This window comes from Wolbachia endosymbiont (group A) of Pipizella viduata (genome assembly GCF_964028555.1).
GTDB lineage: Bacteria > Pseudomonadota > Alphaproteobacteria > Rickettsiales > Anaplasmataceae > Wolbachia.
Genome location: NZ_OZ034787.1, coordinates 477907 through 494234, shown reverse-complemented (window position 1 = coordinate 494234; position 16328 = coordinate 477907). Strand labels below are relative to the sequence as shown.

Here is a 16328-nt window from a genome sequence, read left to right as displayed (position 1 = left end):
ATATAGTAAATACCAGTTTATGGATAACTCTAGAAAAGCTTAATATAGGAATTGTCTATCAAAGATCCTTTCATTGAGTGAGTCATCTTTGTCAAAAAGCAGAGTGATTGTGTTCTCATGGTCTTTTTGTATTTTTATCTGTGATATATTATGAAACTCTTTGTAATCTGATACTACAAGCGCTGGACGGTTTTTTGTGTCGTTAATGTCAATTTGTACGATCGTATCATTTGAGATTAGTGCTCCATTCCAATGCCTTGGGTAATAGCTATTGATGGAGGTCAGTGCAAGTAAGTTTGAATTTAGTGGCAAGATTGGGCCACCGGCAGAGAAGTTATATGCAGTGCTGCCTGTGGGAGTAGATAATATTACTCCATCCCCTCTAAATTTTTCTACTTTTAGTTTATCATTAATAGTAATATTCATCTCTACTATTTGGTTTGCTTTCCTAAAAACATACACTTCGTTTACCGCTATATAGTTGTATTTCTTGCCACTTGTGTCTGTTGCTTCCATTTTTAGTAAAGTTAACTGAGTTGAAGTTGCGTGCTCTATATGATCAATTAAATCTTCACTGCGGCTAAAGCATTTATTCATCAAAAACCCAACATTGCCAGTGTTTACTCCGTATACGTGTGTGTTTTTGTTTTCTATAACGTAATTATGCAAGGTGCGTAGCATAAAGCCATCACCGCCAACAACTATCAATAGATCGATTTCGAACTTATTTTCTTCTGTTATATTGATAAAATTAAGTTTCTTTAATAGTTTAGATACTTCCTGCGATTTTGGTGACTCAGAAGCGATATAGCCTATATTTTTGTATTTATGCATGCTTCACTCTGAAAAAGAAGCGAAAAACTAGAAAATATCCCCATATTTATCGTTAAACTTAGCTAATTTGCTAGTTTTACTTGCTGACCCGCTTGTCAAACTTCCAGTCCATGCAGGGTGAGTGAGAGGATCCCTATCAAGTTTTATCTTATCACCTTCCTTTCCATAAGTGGAACGAGTTTTAAACTCTTGACCATCTGTCATGACTATAGTAACCTTATGATAATCAATTTCTGCCATTGTTGCTTATAAACTTTTAGTCAGCTAATATTCTAGTGAACTTAATTCACTAAGTCAATCATTATTCTAAAATATTGACAAAAAATAAATAAAGTAGTATATTTAATAAGGAATAAATAATAGTTATCATGATTTTCGCTTTCCCTGGTCAGGGCTCTCAGTTTGTAGAAATGGGAAAGAGCTTATATAGTGAGTTTTCCGTTGCAAGACAAGTATTTAATGAAGTGGATAGCATATTGGGTAGAAAGCTGTCTCATTTAATCTTCAACGGTCCTATTGAAGAATTAACCATTACAGAAAACGCTCAGCCAGCTATAATGGCAGTGTCAATCGCGACGCTACGTGTTATCGAGCATGTGTTTGGTGAATCTCTTTTTTCTGGTCATAATGTTAAATATGTTTGTGGGCATTCAGTCGGTGAATATACAGCGCTATGTGCTGCAGGGGCATTGACTCTTGAGTCTGCAATCAAGCTGCTGAAAGTTCGCAGCGAAGCAATGCATGAAGCTTCTTTGAAATGTGAAGGGGGAATGGTTGCATTGCTTGGAGCAGAGATAAATGAAGTGGAAGATATATTGAAATCAGTTCAAATTGACGGAATTTGTGAAATTGCAAACGATAACGGTGGCGGACAAGTGGTTATAAGTGGTACTAGAGAGGGTCTTGAAATATTACCCGATTTGCTCAAGAACTTGAACATCAAGAGATTAGTTAAGTTACAGGTTAGTGGACCTTTTCACTCATCTCTTATGAAACCTGCTGATGAAAAAGTTTTGGAATTTTTGGAGGGTATTAAAATAAACCGTCCTATAGTTCCTTTGATATCAAATGTTACAGCTAAAGAGGAGAGTGATCCCAAAGTTATAAAAGCTTTACTTGCTAAACAAGTCATAAGCAGAGTGAAATGGAGAGAAATGGTTTTGTATATGGCAAGCCGTGGCATTAACAAATTTGTTGAAATTGGCCCTAATAAAGTTTTATCTAATCTAGTTAAAAGAATTGACCAATCTATCAGTACAAAAAGTATAGGTAATATTGGTGATATAGACAGCTTCTTTAATGAATCATTAGTACTAACAGCGAAAAATTTAAAAGTTGGGTTAAGTTAAAACACATCTATTTGCCAGCGCATGACGCTGCCTAGCTGGAATGACAGAGGGTAATGCAAGAAATCAACGAACTGCCTGTCATTTCATCCGGTTTCTTAATTCCAAGTAGCTGTAAAATAGTAGGGGCAATATCAGATAACCTTCCGTCTCTTAGTTTTAGATTATCGCAAGACACAATAAATGGCACTTTATTTAGAGTGTGCGCTGTATGAGGTGTATTATTTTCTTCATCGAACATACATTCCACATTACCATGGTCTGCAGTAACAATTAATGCAGTGTTGCTTGACTTTTTAACAGCACTCAGCACTTTCGCAAGACAATCATCTACAGCTAGCACAGCTTTCTCGGCTGCTTTTATATTACCTGTATGCCCTACCATATCAGGATTAGCGTAATTTACAACTATCAGTGCAAATTCTTGGGAGTGAATTTTTTCTACAAGCTTTTCTGTGAGCTTGAAGGCTGACATTTCGGGCTGCAAATCATAAGTTTGAACTTTTGGTGAGGGAATGAGTATTCTTTCTTCACCAGAGAAAGGTTCTTCTTTTCCACAATTGAAAAAGAAAGTCACATGAGCGTATTTTTCGGTTTCGGCGATGCGTAATTGTTGCAATTTATTGTCTTCTATTGTTTGTCCTAAAGTGTTAGCAAAAGATATAGGAGGAAAAATATAAGGAATTTTAAGATCTTCTTTATACTTCATCATACTTAGAATTGAAGAAAATGGTTTTCGTTTACGACCTTCTGTCGTACGAGTAGTTTGACCATAGATTCCAGCGTCACGCGCTGGAATGACACCTGATTGGTTTAGTAAAATACTTGCTAATTGTATCATTCGATCAGCACGAAAGTTAGCCAACAGCACTCCATCTTCTGGTTTTATACCTTGATAGTCACCTATTACTGCGGGCCTGACAAACTCATCAGTTATGTTATTTTGATAATTTTCATCAATCAACGATACTGCATTATCATGACGAGGTGCCTTTGCAAATGCGATAGCCTCATAAGCTTCAATTGTTCTCTCCCACCTGTTATCACGGTCCATAGCATAGTAACGCCCAGAAACAGTAGCAATTCTTATGTCATTTCCCTTTATACTCTTTATAAATTCTTGAATGCATTTTTTTCCTGAATTTGGTAATGTGTCTCTGCCATCTAAAAATGCATGTATCACCACTTTGATTCCATGCTGTGATATTTTATTTGCTAAAGTCGAAATATGCTTTTGATGCGAATGAACACCTCCATCTGACACTAATCCCATTATATGGCATACTCCGTTCTTACTTTTTAGATTACTAATAAAACTTTGTAGATTTACATTGTTTTCTATTGTTCCAATCTCTTGATTAATGCGCTGAAGGCTTTGCATTACTACTCTACCACTGCCAATATTCATATGGCCAACTTCTGAATTACCTATTTGACCACCAGGTAACCCAACATCAGTTCCACAGGCGGACAAACTGCATTTTGGATAATTAGAGCTAATATATTGCCAACAGGGTGGATTTACGTTGCTAATAGCATTATATTTACTGCTTTCTACTACATTTCCCCAGCCATCTAGTATACATAAAACAACTGATTTAATGCCCATATAAGATTAACACTAGAATTTCACAGAGAAGAGCTCCCCGGGCCGGATTCGAACCAGCGACCAATTGGTTAACAGCCAACTGCTCTACCACTGAGCTACCGAGGAATAAACCGTCTTTAATTTATCACGTTGAACGTTGATTGTAAACGTTTTTTGTATACTTTGTAAGAGCCTGTTCAAACTCACTTCGCTTTATTACTTCAACAGTTGCACCAATAATATCTTTTATTTGAGTTGCAAAATTCTCTCCTGTATAGCCCGCATCAACCAGTATATTTTTAACTCCAGAAAGGTTTTCTTTTGCATTGTTGACCATTCTCACAGCACTGCTGCAGTCAGTTGTTCCTGCAGTTGTTACATAAATTGCATGTGGTAAATCTTGAGTATCAACTGCGATATGGCCCTGAGATTTTTTTACCAGCGTCATAGCCTTTTTCTTCAGCAGTATCTGCGTTCTTCACACTCTGAGCATCAATTATGTACAGGTTCTTAGCTATATTTCTAGCTGTAACTATAAATGTATGGATTTTTTATCGTGCCATGTTATAATTAATGTCTTGCTAAAAATTAAATATTGATGAATGAACTAAAAAAGTTAAGTATTACACAAATGCATGACGGGCTCAAAAAAAGGAGTTTTTCCTCTGTTGAACTCGTGGAGGCGCACATCAGTGCGGTTGAAAATGAGAAATTAAATGCATTTATAACAAAAACCCCAGAGATAGCAATGAAAGCTGCTAAAGCTGCAGATGAACATTTCTCTAGGCAAAAGGATGATTTAATCTCGCCGCTCATGGGTATACCAGTTGGCATCAAAGATCTATTCTGTACAAAAGGAATAAAAACAACAGCATGCTCAAAAATGCTGGAAAATTTCGTTCCGACTTACGAGTCTACGGTGTCTGACTTGCTTTTAAAAAGTGGAGCAGCCATGCTCGGTAAGCTTAATATGGATGAATTTGCTATGGGTTCTGCGAACACAAACAGCTATTTTGGCCCTGTTGAAAATGTGTGGATTAGAAAAAGTGATGGGGAAAAAGTTGTTCCTGGTGGATCATCTGGTGGATCTGCAGCATCGGTTGCTGGATTTTTATGCGCTGGAGCGTTAGGAAGCGACACCGGTGGATCTGTACGCCAACCAGCAGCTTATTGTGGAGTAGTTGGAATAAAGCCAACTTATGGAAGATGCTCGCGTTTTGGTATGATTGCATTTGCGAGTTCTCTGGATCAAGCAGGAGTCATTACTCGTTCTGTCTCTGATTCAGCATTAATGCTGGAAGCAATTTGTGGCTATGATAAAAAAGATTCAATATCGAGCGAAAAGCCAGTGCCTAAATTTTCTAGCTTTATAAATGGTGATGTCAAGGATAAGTGTATTGGTATACCAAAAGAATATAGGATGGATGGAATTTCAGAGGAAATAGTTCATAATTGGGAAAGAGTTGCTTCCTATTTAAAAGAAAATGGCGCTGAAGTTGTTGACATTACTCTGCCACATACTAAATATGCAATACCGGTCTATTATTTAATCTGTTCTGCTGAAACTTCATCCAATCTTGCTCGTTACGATGGTGTGCGTTATGGATTAAGGGTTGATGCTGATACCCTTGAAGAAATGTATTCACTAACAAGAGCAGAAGGTTTTGGTAAAGAGGTGAAAAGAAGAATTTTAATTGGCGCTTATGCGCTTTCTTCAGGTCATTATAATGAATATTACGAAAAAGCGCAGTGCATTAGAGCATTAATCAGAAATGATTTTATAAAAGCGTTTGAAAAAATAGATTACATACTTGTGCCATCTGCTCCAACAGAAGCTTTTGGCTTAAATGAAAAGCCAGATCCGCTAATTATGTGCATCAATGATGTGTTTACCGTGCCAGCAAGCCTTGCAGGATTGCCTGCTATTTCTGTTCCTGTTGGGCTTTCCAATGAGGGTTTACCACTTGCCTTGCAAGTGATTGGAAATTATTATGACGAAGCTGGAATATTAAATGTGGCAAGTGTGATAGAGCAAAATTGCGGCAGAATAATTAGACCTCTTGCATAATCTATTTTCTGATAGTAATTTTTGCATTAAAATTTGCTTATGCTCATCAACGTACTCTATGGCTCCATTTTTAGATGAATAGCAAAAACAGGGCATATTAATCTGTTTACAAAATTTTCGTGTAACAGTTCACACTTAATTAAACAGACTAAATTCTGTAATTTTTAGATGTTGAAAAATTTACCTTACGTTGTCATTCCAGCGCATAACGCATAACTGTACGAACATTGTGATTTGGGCCTACCAGAAGGGCAATGCCTCTTATCCAAGTACCCTCTTCTTGTCATTCCAGTGCTTGACACTGGAATCCAGTTTTCCATATAATCTCATCAAAAATGTTTATTTTCTAGCTACTTTTATACTTATCAACTCAGTATGCTTACTTACAATTAAAATTCCTGGATCCCAGTGTCAAGCACTGGGATGATACCCTCCTGATGGGCCAAAATCACAACGTTCGTAAAGTTGTGCACGTGACGCTGGAATCTAGTCTTTATTATGCAGCCACTTATTTAAAGTTAAGTTTTCTGGATCCAAGTAGTCAAGCTACTCGGATGACACCCTCTTGGATAGAAACCAGTGTCAGCTACTTTCATGACACTATGACAACCGTCATCCCGCTGCTTGTTAGCGGGATCTATGCTAAGAGATACCGCGAATGAATCGCGGTATGACGATCTGCGGCAGTATGACGGTTCGCGGCGGCATGACGTAGGACTGCTGTCATCCCGCTACGTGTTAGCGGATGAGATACTGCGAATGAATCGCGGTATGACGGTCTGTGGCGGTATGACGGTTCGCGGCGGCATGACGTAGGACTGCTGCCATCCCGCTACGTGTTAGCGGATGAGATACCGCGAATGAATCGCGGTATGACGGTCTGCGGCGGTATGACGGTTCGCGGCAGCATCTCGTCATCCCGCTACGTGTTAGCGGGATCTAGAGATACCGCGGCGGTATGATGTAGAGTGCTTAGAAGCAGTTATTTTGCTATAAATGGCTGTAATAGCATTATCTATTTTATTGCTATCACAGCCTGTTTGTGCAAGTTCAGCATTCCCACCACAGTTCTTTTCAACTGCTATTGATATTAGTTCTTTTGCGCTAATCTTATTGATTAAGTCTTTACTTACTTTAATAATCAAGACTGTTTTATCTTTTTCTGTTGCCGTGAAAGCTATTACCGTTTTTGGTTTTTGTTGCTGCAAAACAAACTCTCTTATTACATTTGCTGGAATATCAGTGAAAGTGTGGCTTATAAAATTTATTCCATTTATTTCAATGCTTTTTATATTCTCTGCACTCACAAGCTTTTTATATAGGTTTCTTATTTTGGTTTCGGATTTTTTGTGTTCTTGACTTAAAACACTTAATCTGCTTGTTATTTCACTTACTGGCACTTTTACGAATTCTGCAACTTTTTTTAAGTTAATTTCATTATCACGTACATAATTGATTGCTTCCTGACCAGTTAAAGCTTCAATTCTCCTCACTCCAAAAGCAACAGAACTTTCTGTTACTATCTTAAATAAACCAATTTCTCCAGTATGTTCAACGTGCGTGCCACCACATAGCTCTTTCGAATCTCCAATATTTACAACTCTAACCTGATCACCATATTTTTCACCAAACAACGCCATGGCTCCTTCGTCTATTGCCTGATTCATGCTTTGAATTTTTGTAGATGCAGAAAGATTTTCTCTGATTAGAGAGTTTACCATATCCTCTACCCAGAATAACTGATCTTGAGTCACTTGAGTGTTATGGCTGAAGTCGAATCTCAGTCTATCTGGTGCAACTAGGGAACCTTTTTGAGTGACATGATCACCCAAGATTTTCCTCAATGCAAAGTGCAGAAGATGCGTAGCCGAATGATTTCTTCTTAAGGGTTGCCTTCTTTCCTTTTCGATGCTTGCTGTAACTACATCACCTTTATAAATTGAGCCGAATTTAACTATGCATCTGTGCAAACATAGGTCATTAATCTTATTGGTATTTTCCACTATAACCATACTTCCAGCAATGCGATCTGTCGTCATTCCAGCGCGTGACCACGTGTTTTCTTCTTTCTGGATCCTAGTGTCCGCTACTTGGATGACAGAAGGGACAATGAAACTTCCAGTATCCCCCACCTGTCCACCTGACTCGCCATAAAAAGGTGTTTTATCAAGTATAATGGTTATCTTTTCTCCCTCCTTTGCAGAATCAATTACTTCATTTTTAGAGGAAACTATAGCTAGTATTTTCGCATCACTTACTTCATTGAACTCATAACCAACAAATTTTGTTTTGCCAAATTTATTGATCAAATCAAACCATACTTGCTCAACAGATTTTTCACCAGATCCAGCCCATTTAGCACGTGCTCTCTCTTTTTGTTCTCCCATTGCATCATCAAAACCCTTCTGGTCAAAATTTATTTTTTTCTCTTTTAAAACATCAAGTGTAATATCCAAAGGAAACCCATAGGTGTCATATAGCTTAAATGCTGATTCTCCAGGTAAAGTATCGCCCGATTTTAAATCTGTAGTGAATTTCTCCAGAAGATTGATACCTTTCATCAAAGTGTCTTTAAAGTTTTCTTCCTCTGATTTTAACGTCGTTTCTATTAAGCTTTTGGCTCTGACTAATTCAGGATAAACATCTCCCATATAAGCCGAACTCGTGCTATCTATCAGCGCCGGAAAAATGCGATGGAGTAGAGAATCATTATATCCAAGCAGGTGGATATAACGCGCGGCTCTCCTAATTAATCTGCGTAATACGTAATTCCTGGACTCATTTCCAGGAAGCACTCCTTCTGCGATGAGAAATGCAGCCGCGCGAAGATGATCTGCTACGATCTTATGCGCTATTTTATTTTCCGTTCTTCCACAGTACTCTTGAGATTTATTGATCAGAGCAGAAAATAGATCAATATCATAGTTATCATGGACATTTTGCATTACAGTAGCTATTCTCTCAAGACCCATTCCAGTATCGATGCATTTTTTTGGCAATTTGTGTAAATTACCTTCTTCATCTTTGTTAAACTCCATGAATACCAGATTCCAGATTTCAACAATTCTATCGTCATCTTGTAAATTAGGACTCCCATGGTCATAAAAAATTTCAGAACATGGACCGCATGGACCAGTGCTTCCCATACTCCAAAAGTTATCATCCGTTGTAATTCTTATGATTTTATCACTTGAAAAGCCACTTATCTTACGCCAAATCTCGTACGCCTCATCATCAGTATGGTAGACGGTTATGGATAGTCTGTTTTTATCAAGAGATAACTCCTTAGTGATAAATTTCCACGCAAATTCTATCGCAGTTTCCTTAAAGTAATCACCGAAGCTAAAATTTCCGAGCATTTCAAAAAATGTGTGATGCCGAGTTGTATAGCCAACATTTTCAAGATCGTTGTGTTTACCGCCTGCTCTTAGGCACTTTTGACTTGAGACAGCACGTTTCATTTCAGTTTTTTGAGCACCAGTAAAAATATTTTTAAACTGCACCATACCAGCATTTGTGAACATGAGCGTTGGGTCATGTTCTGGAATCAAAGGAGAAGAAGAAACCTGCTCGTGGTCATTACTTAAAAAAAATTTTATAAATCTTTCTCTGATCTCACTTAACTTCATTATTTTTATTGAGATTATTCATGAATAATAAGCTGCAATGGAAATAAAATCAATTACAATACCACCACTCTCTAGATCTCAGAACTTCTAGTGATATGCACCTTGTGGTAAGGAAAAATCAATATATTCACGATAAATTTACCTCATATCTGTGTTTTATATGTGGAAATTGGAATGGAAATTTATGTAGGCAAAGAAAAAAGAATAGCAAATGTGGTAACTGAGCACTGGAGTGACATAAAAGGACCAGACAGAGATTGGCCAGAAAGGCACGAAATAGACACTGCAGAAATAATGGAGTCATGGCAGCATTGTTTTATCATTGAAGTCAAGGATCAAGGTTATATTTGTGAAAATGCAGGAGAAAAGGCTGTTGAATTCTATGGTTTTGAGAAAAAGACGCGCATTGATAATAAGTATGCAATTGATGCACCATTTTTGCGACTATATAAAATAGATGCAGTTATTGATAAACTTGATGCTGTAATAGAGAGTAAATGCCCAATCAATGAAGAGGAAGAAAGTGAAAGTGTTAAAATGAGGCAAGTATTGTTGCCACTTGGGAATAAAGAAGGTATAACACACATATTGGGCGTAATTACTTTTAAACTCCTTTAATATACAATTTTAATTTGATTCTTTAATAAAATTATTTATACTAATGCTTAATTACTATTAAAGAACTCAATAGTAGTGTTTGTAAATTTATTTGGAATATGAAGAGAATAAAATTAAAAACCAAATCTTCTGTTAAAAAGCGCTTTCACCTTACAGCTAAGGGTAAAGTCATTTCTACTCAGTCAGGCAAAAGGCATGGCATGGTAAAGAGAAGTAAATCTAATATTCGTAATCAGCGCGGTACAACGATTCTTGGTAAATCTGACTCGCGTATAGTTAAGCTTTATATGCCTTATGGTATTTAACAAAATGGAGGTAAAATAAAATGGCTCGGGTAAAACGTGGAGTCACTACTCACGCTCGTCATAAAAAAATATTGAAACTGGCAAAGGGTTATAGAGGACGTGCAAAAAGCTGTTATAGAATTGCATTACAAAGAGTTGAAAAAGCACTGCAATATGCTTACAGAGACAGAAGAACCCGTAAACGTGATTTTCGTAGCTTATGGATAATACGTATTAATGCAGCAGCAAGAGAGCATGGGCTTACTTATGGTAGGTTTATGCATGGTCTTACACTTGCCGGCATTGATTTAAATAGAAAAATTCTTGCTGAGATGGCCGTTAATTATAAGGATGATTTTGCCAAATTAGTAGAAGCTGTAAGTGGTAAATTAGCGGAGAATTCTTAAAGCAAAAACACTTGAAAGCATGAGAATTATTTTCATGGGATCACCAGGATTTGCTGTTAATTCTCTGAGCTTGTTACTGAAATCAAAGAGCGAAGTGGTAGCAGTATACACCAAGGCTCCAAAACCTTCAGGACGTGGACAGAAGCCAACGAAATCTCCAGTACATGTTATCGCTGAAGAAAGTAACATAGAGGTATGTACTCCTATCTCTCTAAAGTTTTTGGCAGAGCAAGAAAAATTTAGAAATTTCAAACCAGACGTTGCAGTTGTTGCTGCGTATGGATTGATACTTCCAAGAAAAATTTTGAATATTCCTAAATATGGTTGTATTAATATTCATCCTTCATTACTACCAAGGTGGCGTGGTGCAGCTCCGATACAGCACACAATTTTAGCCGGAGATCAAGAAACCGGGGTTAGCATTATGCAATTGGATGAAGGATTAGATTCCGGCCCTATTTTAAAACAGGAAAAATTTCTTATCGAAAAGAACGATAACTACAAGACATTGCATGATAAATTGTCTGAATTAGGCAGTGATTTACTGCTGAAAGTGCTAAACGAAATTGAAAAACAGGTTCCCTTAAAACAGAACGATAATGATGCATGTTACGCTGACAAAGTGGAAGACTATAAAATTTATGCAAGTGATGCTTGTGAGGTTGCTTATAGAAAGGTTAAAGCGTTTTACCCAAAAGCGTTCATCAAGATAGAGAATAAACGTATCAGGATACTTGATGCTGACTTTGAAGCTCTCGCTTCAGAACAAGGTAAGATTGTTAACGATAATATGCACATAAGTTTAAAAGGTGGCACTTTAATTCCTAAAGTTGTACAAATGGAAGGGAGAAATCCTTGCAGTATTGAAGATTTTATTCGTGGCTTGAAATCAAGCATGGTAAAAAAATTTATAGAATAGACTGCTTTAAATTAGTGTAGAAATACAATAGCTAAATTTCCTTTTCTTAGATATAATCTTAAAAAACTTTCCGTACAAAAATGAAAATAAAAAGAGCTTTAATATCAGTATACGACAAAACGAATATAATTGATCTTGCATCGTTTTTAATGCAGCAACAAATAGAAATTCTCTCAACGGGAAATACTTATAAAGCACTATCTGATGCCGGAATAAAAACACAAGAGGTCTCAGATTACACACAATTTCCAGAGATACTGGGTGGTAGAGTAAAAACTTTACACCCTAAAATTCATGGAGGAATACTTTGCAATAGAGAAAAGCACAAAACGGAAATGCAAAATCTAGGTGTTGAGCCAATAGACCTGCTTATAACTAACCTATACCCATTTTGGGAGACAGTAAGTAGCGGCTCAAATGAAGATCAAATTATAGAACAAATTGATATCGGCGGAGTGGCGTTAATTAGAGCTGCAGCAAAAAACTTTTGTTTTACTTCAGTTATTTCTAGCATTCAAGACTATGAAGCACTAAAAGCTGAGATGATAAAAAATAACAATGAAACAACATTGGAATATAGAAAACATTTAGCAACCAAAGCATTTGCTCTCACTGCACATTATGATTCTAATATTCACAGTTGGTTTTTATCCCAGAGTAAAAATAATGAGTTGCCAGAGTTTTTTGCACTATATGGACATAAAGTACAAGAACTCAGGTATGGTGAAAATCCCCATCAAAAAGCTGCATTTTATAGTAATCAATTTACCAAATATCCGCTAGAAAAAATACATGGGAAAGAGTTGAGTTATAATAATATAGTAGATATAGAGTCCGCACTTAACATAATTTCTGAGTTTAAAGAGCCTGCAGCAGTGATAATAAAGCACAATAACCCATGTGGCACTGCTGTTAGTGATAATGCTTTGGAGGCATATGAAAAGGCCCTATCGTGTGATGAAGTAAGCAGTTTTGGTGGTATAGTAGTTTTAAATCGGGAGATAGATTTAAAGCTAGCAGAAAAATTAAACGAGATATTTTTGGAAGTAGTGATAGCACCTTCAGTCAGCAATGAAGCACTAAAAATTTTGCAAAGAAAGAAAAATTTAAGAGTGATTATTCATAAATCTTTCCAACAAAATGTGAAATACCAAACTAAAAATGTTGTTGGTGGGTTTTTGGTGCAAGAAAATAATGACCACACAATAAAAGCAGAACAAGTAACAGAATGCACTACAACAGAAAAAGAAAAGGAAGATCTTATTTTTGCCTGGAAAATATGTAAACATGTGAAATCCAACGCAATAGTTATAGCAAAAGATGGTTGTGCTATTGGCATCGGTGCAGGGCAAACAAGCAGAATAGATAGTGTGAACATTGCAGTAAAAAAAGCAGGTGAAAAATGTAAAGGTGCAGTGCTTGCTTCAGATGCATTTTTTCCATTCCCAGATAGCATAGTAGAAAGTGCAAAACATGGAATTACAGCTATAATTCAGCCTGGTGGCTCGCTGAAAGATCAAGATGTGATAAAAGCTGCAAATGAAAATAAAATTGCTATGTTTTTCACTGGCGTTCGCAGTTTTTTCCATTAGGCTTTGTGTCTTATGGCTAGAGATTTTTCCATATCATACCACCATAACTGTACGAACGTTGTGATTTGAGTCCACAAGGTAGGATGTCATTCAAGTAGCCTCCTTCCCCTTTCATCCCAGTGCCCTGACTACTTGGATCCAGATTGGACACTGAGCTGGTGAGTATAAAAGTATAGCTTCTACGTCATACCGTGATTTATTCACGGTATCTCACATAGATCCCGCTAACAAGTAGCGGGATGACGATTGTCAAGGTGTCATCCGAGTAGCTTGACTACTTGGATCCAGGAAACTTAACTTTAAATAAGTGGCTGCATAATAAAGACTAGATTCCAGCGTCACGCGCTGGAATAACACCATTTTCGGTCCCTTAAATTGCTTTAGCTACAAACCTTAAGAAATTTACCAAACGAAAAAAAAGGCAAAAGAAGCCCCGTGGTGCGAGTTTTGACCCTATAATAATTTAAACTGGCGCTGTAATAATGTGCTAACGCTTAAAATAAGCGCGATTTGGCTGAATGTAGAAAAAATAAAAAAGACATGCAGCCGCTATAATTTTATGTAATCCGCCAATAAATACCCTGAGTTTTTTACTGAATTTTGTCATTGAGCCTGCAGGTCAAAAACAAGTTTTGAGTCATAAATACCCTTATTTTCATAGTAAGGGGGCTGGCGGAGTTTGTCAAGGAATTTTCTTATTTCATTTAAATTGCTTGTAACCTTCTTATACACTCGTCTTTACCAAGAATCACCATGATATCGATGATTCCAGGTGCATCCATTACTCCAGTTATAGGGGCACGTAATGAGTGGTATACACTGCTTATTTTCATATCATGTGATTTTGCACATTCCTTGATCTGAGAAGATAAAAAACCCTTATTCCAATTTTCATCACCGATCTTTGACAGAAATGATGCGAGTAACTTAATTATATTGAGGTTAGATTTGACAATTTGACAAGCTTCTTCACTTAAATCAAGTGGCGGATCTTGAATATAAAATTTTGCTAAATCCAATAATTCGGTCAGGTAGTTTGCTCTTTCTTTCAGCTCTGTCAGTCCCTGCAGTAAATAGCCCTTTTTTTTGTCAGTTAGAGTATTTTCTCTAAGCATTAGAGTCAGAATATCTTCATTGCTCATATTACTAATATAGTGGTTATTCAAATGCTCCAGTTTTTTGAAATCGAGCCGTGCAGGTGAACGACCAATACTTTCTAAATTAAACCACTCTATTGCTTGCTCATCGCTAATAATCTCATCGTTGCCGTGACTCCAGCCAAGTCTCAGCAAGTAATTACGCATCGCTTTTGGCAATATTCCCATCTTTTCATAATCGCAAACGCTTGTGGCACCGTGCCTTTTGGATAGCTTATTCCCATCTTCCCCATGGATAAGCGGTACGTGTGCAAAGCGTGGAATGTCAAAATCAAGAGCCTGGTATATTAGCATCTGTTTAAAGGTATTAGTGAGATGGTCAGAGCCACGTATTACATCAGTTATTCCAGCATCATGATCGTCAACCACTACGGCAAAAATATATGTTGGAGTGTTATCAGAGCGTAAGATCACTATATCATCAAGCTGCTCGCTACTTACTTTGATTTGGCCGTATATTTTATCATCAATGACGATCTCTTGCGAGTCTGGCACTTTGAAACGGATAACTGACCTCACACCCGATGTCATTCCAGCGCGTGACCACATATTTTTTTCTGGATCCCAGTGTCGAGCACTGGGATGACAAGAAGGAGGTTTTGTAGTACATTTATACTTGTATATCTTGCCCTCTTCTCTTGCTTTTATTTTCTTTTCTGCAACTTCATCTTCAGGGCAATAACAGTGATACGCCCTACCCTTTTCAACTAAAAGATTTGCAACTTCAATATGTCTAGCTATTCTTCTCGATTGATATATTATTTCTCCATCATAGTTTATTCCAAGCCATTTCAGCCCTTCTATAATTGCATCAATTGCTTCTTGTGTTAAACGTTTTCTGTCGGTGTCCTCAATCCTTAGCAAAAACCTACCACCATGGTGCCTCGCGTAGAGCCAATTAAATAAAGCAGTACGAGCCCCTCCAATGTGCAAAAACCCTGTTGGCGATGGAGCGAATCTCGTGACTACGTCTGGCATGTTATTATTACAGTAAAGTATAGGCTATGATACCCAAAATCCACGTTTGTAACAATGTAGAATTTATTTATTCTGAGAGATAAGATTTACTTGTTTTTCATAAGTTATGTTGTATAATTTATTATTGGTTGAATATAGCGAGGTGAGTTATGGATGGACTTGTAGATATAGCAAAATTGCTTTCAGATAATGAAGCTAATGTTAGTTACTGTTATGTTGGTCCATATGATAAAACAAAACAAATAGTGAGAGTAGATAATCTCTTACATCTAGCTGCAAAAATAAAAAATAAAGATAAATTTGTAGACATTTGCAAGAAGAACATTGCTCTCGTAACTGCGCGTAACGAAGACGGAAATAATCCATTTCATGAAGCAGCAAGGAGTGGGATTTTGCTGCCTGCAGTAAAAGAGATTGTGCATTACTTAGAGACGGAAGCTGATAACAAAATTACAAAAGCAGAAGAAGCTGGAGATCGGAAAGAAGTAAGCAGATTGAAAGAGGAACTCAAATGTAATAAAAAATATATTAAAGATGCGCTCTGCAGTAAAGACCATGCTTTTAATAAGAAAAGGGAAACTCCTCTTTATTACTTAGATGCTGCACAACAGAAAGAAATTAAGCAAATCGCAGACATAAAAGACAGCTTTATATGTAATCAGAAGTTTCACCTGTGTTTATATATAGTAGGGGCTATAGCGTGTATTGCTGCCTTGTGTTTATCTTTATATTTTCTGTATCTATCTTCTCAGACTTTTGCACTAAGCTCGATGGTTGCAATAGCTTCTGGCGGAGTCACATACCTGTCAGTTAAGGCATGTAACGAGATACATGCCTTGCATAACGAAAGCACTTTAGTGGAAACTAATGTACAACTTGCAGGAGAAGGTTTGGGTGTTTGATGAAGC

Annotated in this window: 15 protein-coding genes, 1 tRNA gene and 1 pseudogene; 8 read left to right on the top strand and 9 right to left on the bottom strand. The window is 37.0% G+C overall.

The annotated features are described in order from the left end of the window. Positions 1 to 39 precede the first annotated feature (39 nt). Together ABWU50_RS02245 and rpmE are read right to left on the bottom strand one after the other, a co-directional pair. Positions 40 to 834, bottom strand: coding sequence for an NAD kinase (locus tag ABWU50_RS02245; protein ID WP_353276144.1), 795 nt, complete (start codon positions 832 to 834; stop codon positions 40 to 42). 27 nt (positions 835 to 861) lie between these two features. Then, positions 862 to 1074 carry a 50S ribosomal protein L31 gene (gene rpmE / locus ABWU50_RS02240; protein WP_353276143.1) on the bottom strand — a complete coding sequence of 71 codons (213 nt, stop codon included), beginning with the start codon at positions 1072 to 1074 and terminating at the stop codon, positions 862 to 864. 128 nt (positions 1075 to 1202) lie between these two features. Here rpmE and fabD point away from each other — a divergent pair, with 128 nt between their 5' ends. Beyond that, on the top strand, positions 1203 to 2183 hold the full coding sequence (gene fabD / locus ABWU50_RS02235; protein WP_353276142.1) for an ACP S-malonyltransferase: 981 nt from the start codon (positions 1203 to 1205) through the stop codon (positions 2181 to 2183). A 31-nt stretch (positions 2184 to 2214) separates the two neighbouring features. Here the strand turns inward: fabD and gpmI are convergent, their stop codons facing one another. From gpmI to ABWU50_RS02220, 3 genes and pseudogenes are all read right to left on the bottom strand, one after another. After that, positions 2215 to 3789 (bottom strand): 2,3-bisphosphoglycerate-independent phosphoglycerate mutase, encoded by a 1575-nt coding sequence (gpmI, locus tag ABWU50_RS02230; RefSeq protein ID WP_353276141.1) that lies wholly within the window; start codon positions 3787 to 3789, stop codon positions 2215 to 2217. Positions 3790 to 3822: 33 nt separating this feature from the next. After that, a tRNA-Asn gene (locus ABWU50_RS02225) sits at positions 3823 to 3894 on the bottom strand. Positions 3895 to 3961: 67 nt separating this feature from the next. Further along, positions 3962 to 4277, bottom strand: a pseudogene (locus ABWU50_RS02220) (transposase); the annotation flags it as partial. 89 nt (positions 4278 to 4366) lie between these two features. Here ABWU50_RS02220 and gatA point away from each other — a divergent pair. Continuing rightward, positions 4367 to 5836, top strand: coding sequence for an Asp-tRNA(Asn)/Glu-tRNA(Gln) amidotransferase subunit GatA (gene gatA, locus ABWU50_RS02215; protein WP_353276140.1), 1470 nt, complete (start codon positions 4367 to 4369; stop codon positions 5834 to 5836). A 185-nt stretch (positions 5837 to 6021) separates the two neighbouring features. Here gatA and ABWU50_RS02210 read toward each other — a convergent pair whose 3' ends face one another. Together ABWU50_RS02210 and alaS are read right to left on the bottom strand one after the other, a co-directional pair. Next, entirely contained in the window at positions 6022 to 6156 is a 135-nt protein-coding gene (locus ABWU50_RS02210) for a hypothetical protein (RefSeq protein ID WP_341814139.1), read from the bottom strand. Positions 6157 to 6765: 609 nt separating this feature from the next. Continuing rightward, positions 6766 to 9465 (bottom strand): alanine--tRNA ligase, encoded by a 2700-nt coding sequence (gene alaS, locus ABWU50_RS02205; protein WP_353276139.1) that lies wholly within the window; start codon positions 9463 to 9465, stop codon positions 6766 to 6768. Positions 9466 to 9639: 174 nt separating this feature from the next. On the opposite strand from alaS, the gene ABWU50_RS02200 reads away from it, so the two are divergent. From ABWU50_RS02200 to purH, 5 genes are all read left to right on the top strand, one after another. Further along, a complete protein-coding gene (locus ABWU50_RS02200) occupies positions 9640 to 10083 on the top strand; it encodes a PAS domain-containing protein (protein ID WP_253309455.1) in 444 nt (147 codons plus the stop codon). Between the two features lie 98 nt (positions 10084 to 10181). Next, positions 10182 to 10388, top strand: a complete 207-nt coding sequence (rpmI, locus tag ABWU50_RS02195) for a 50S ribosomal protein L35 (protein ID WP_064125368.1) — start codon at positions 10182 to 10184, stop codon at positions 10386 to 10388. A gap of 20 nt (positions 10389 to 10408) precedes the next feature. Then, a complete protein-coding gene (gene rplT, locus ABWU50_RS02190; protein WP_064125369.1) occupies positions 10409 to 10774 on the top strand; it encodes a 50S ribosomal protein L20 in 366 nt (121 codons plus the stop codon). A 19-nt stretch (positions 10775 to 10793) separates the two neighbouring features. Beyond that, positions 10794 to 11693: a methionyl-tRNA formyltransferase gene (gene fmt / locus ABWU50_RS02185; protein ID WP_341822358.1), complete on the top strand. Its 900-nt coding sequence runs from the start codon at positions 10794 to 10796 to the stop codon at positions 11691 to 11693. A gap of 80 nt (positions 11694 to 11773) precedes the next feature. Beyond that, the gene (purH, locus tag ABWU50_RS02180; protein WP_353276138.1) at positions 11774 to 13285 is read left to right on the top strand and encodes a bifunctional phosphoribosylaminoimidazolecarboxamide formyltransferase/IMP cyclohydrolase; all 1512 of its coding nucleotides are present in this window, start codon (positions 11774 to 11776) and stop codon (positions 13283 to 13285) included. Between the two features lie 16 nt (positions 13286 to 13301). Here the strand turns inward: purH and ABWU50_RS02175 are convergent, their stop codons facing one another. Together ABWU50_RS02175 and gltX are read right to left on the bottom strand one after the other, a co-directional pair. Beyond that, complete coding sequence (locus tag ABWU50_RS02175) at positions 13302 to 13436, bottom strand: hypothetical protein (protein ID WP_353276137.1); 135 nt, start codon at positions 13434 to 13436, stop codon at positions 13302 to 13304. A 553-nt stretch (positions 13437 to 13989) separates the two neighbouring features. Further along, positions 13990 to 15420 (bottom strand): glutamate--tRNA ligase, encoded by a 1431-nt coding sequence (gene gltX, locus ABWU50_RS02170; RefSeq protein ID WP_353276136.1) that lies wholly within the window; start codon positions 15418 to 15420, stop codon positions 13990 to 13992. 149 nt (positions 15421 to 15569) lie between these two features. Here gltX and ABWU50_RS02165 point away from each other — a divergent pair, with 149 nt between their 5' ends. Continuing rightward, complete coding sequence (locus tag ABWU50_RS02165) at positions 15570 to 16322, top strand: ankyrin repeat domain-containing protein (protein ID WP_353276135.1); 753 nt, start codon at positions 15570 to 15572, stop codon at positions 16320 to 16322. Positions 16323 to 16328 lie beyond the last annotated feature (6 nt).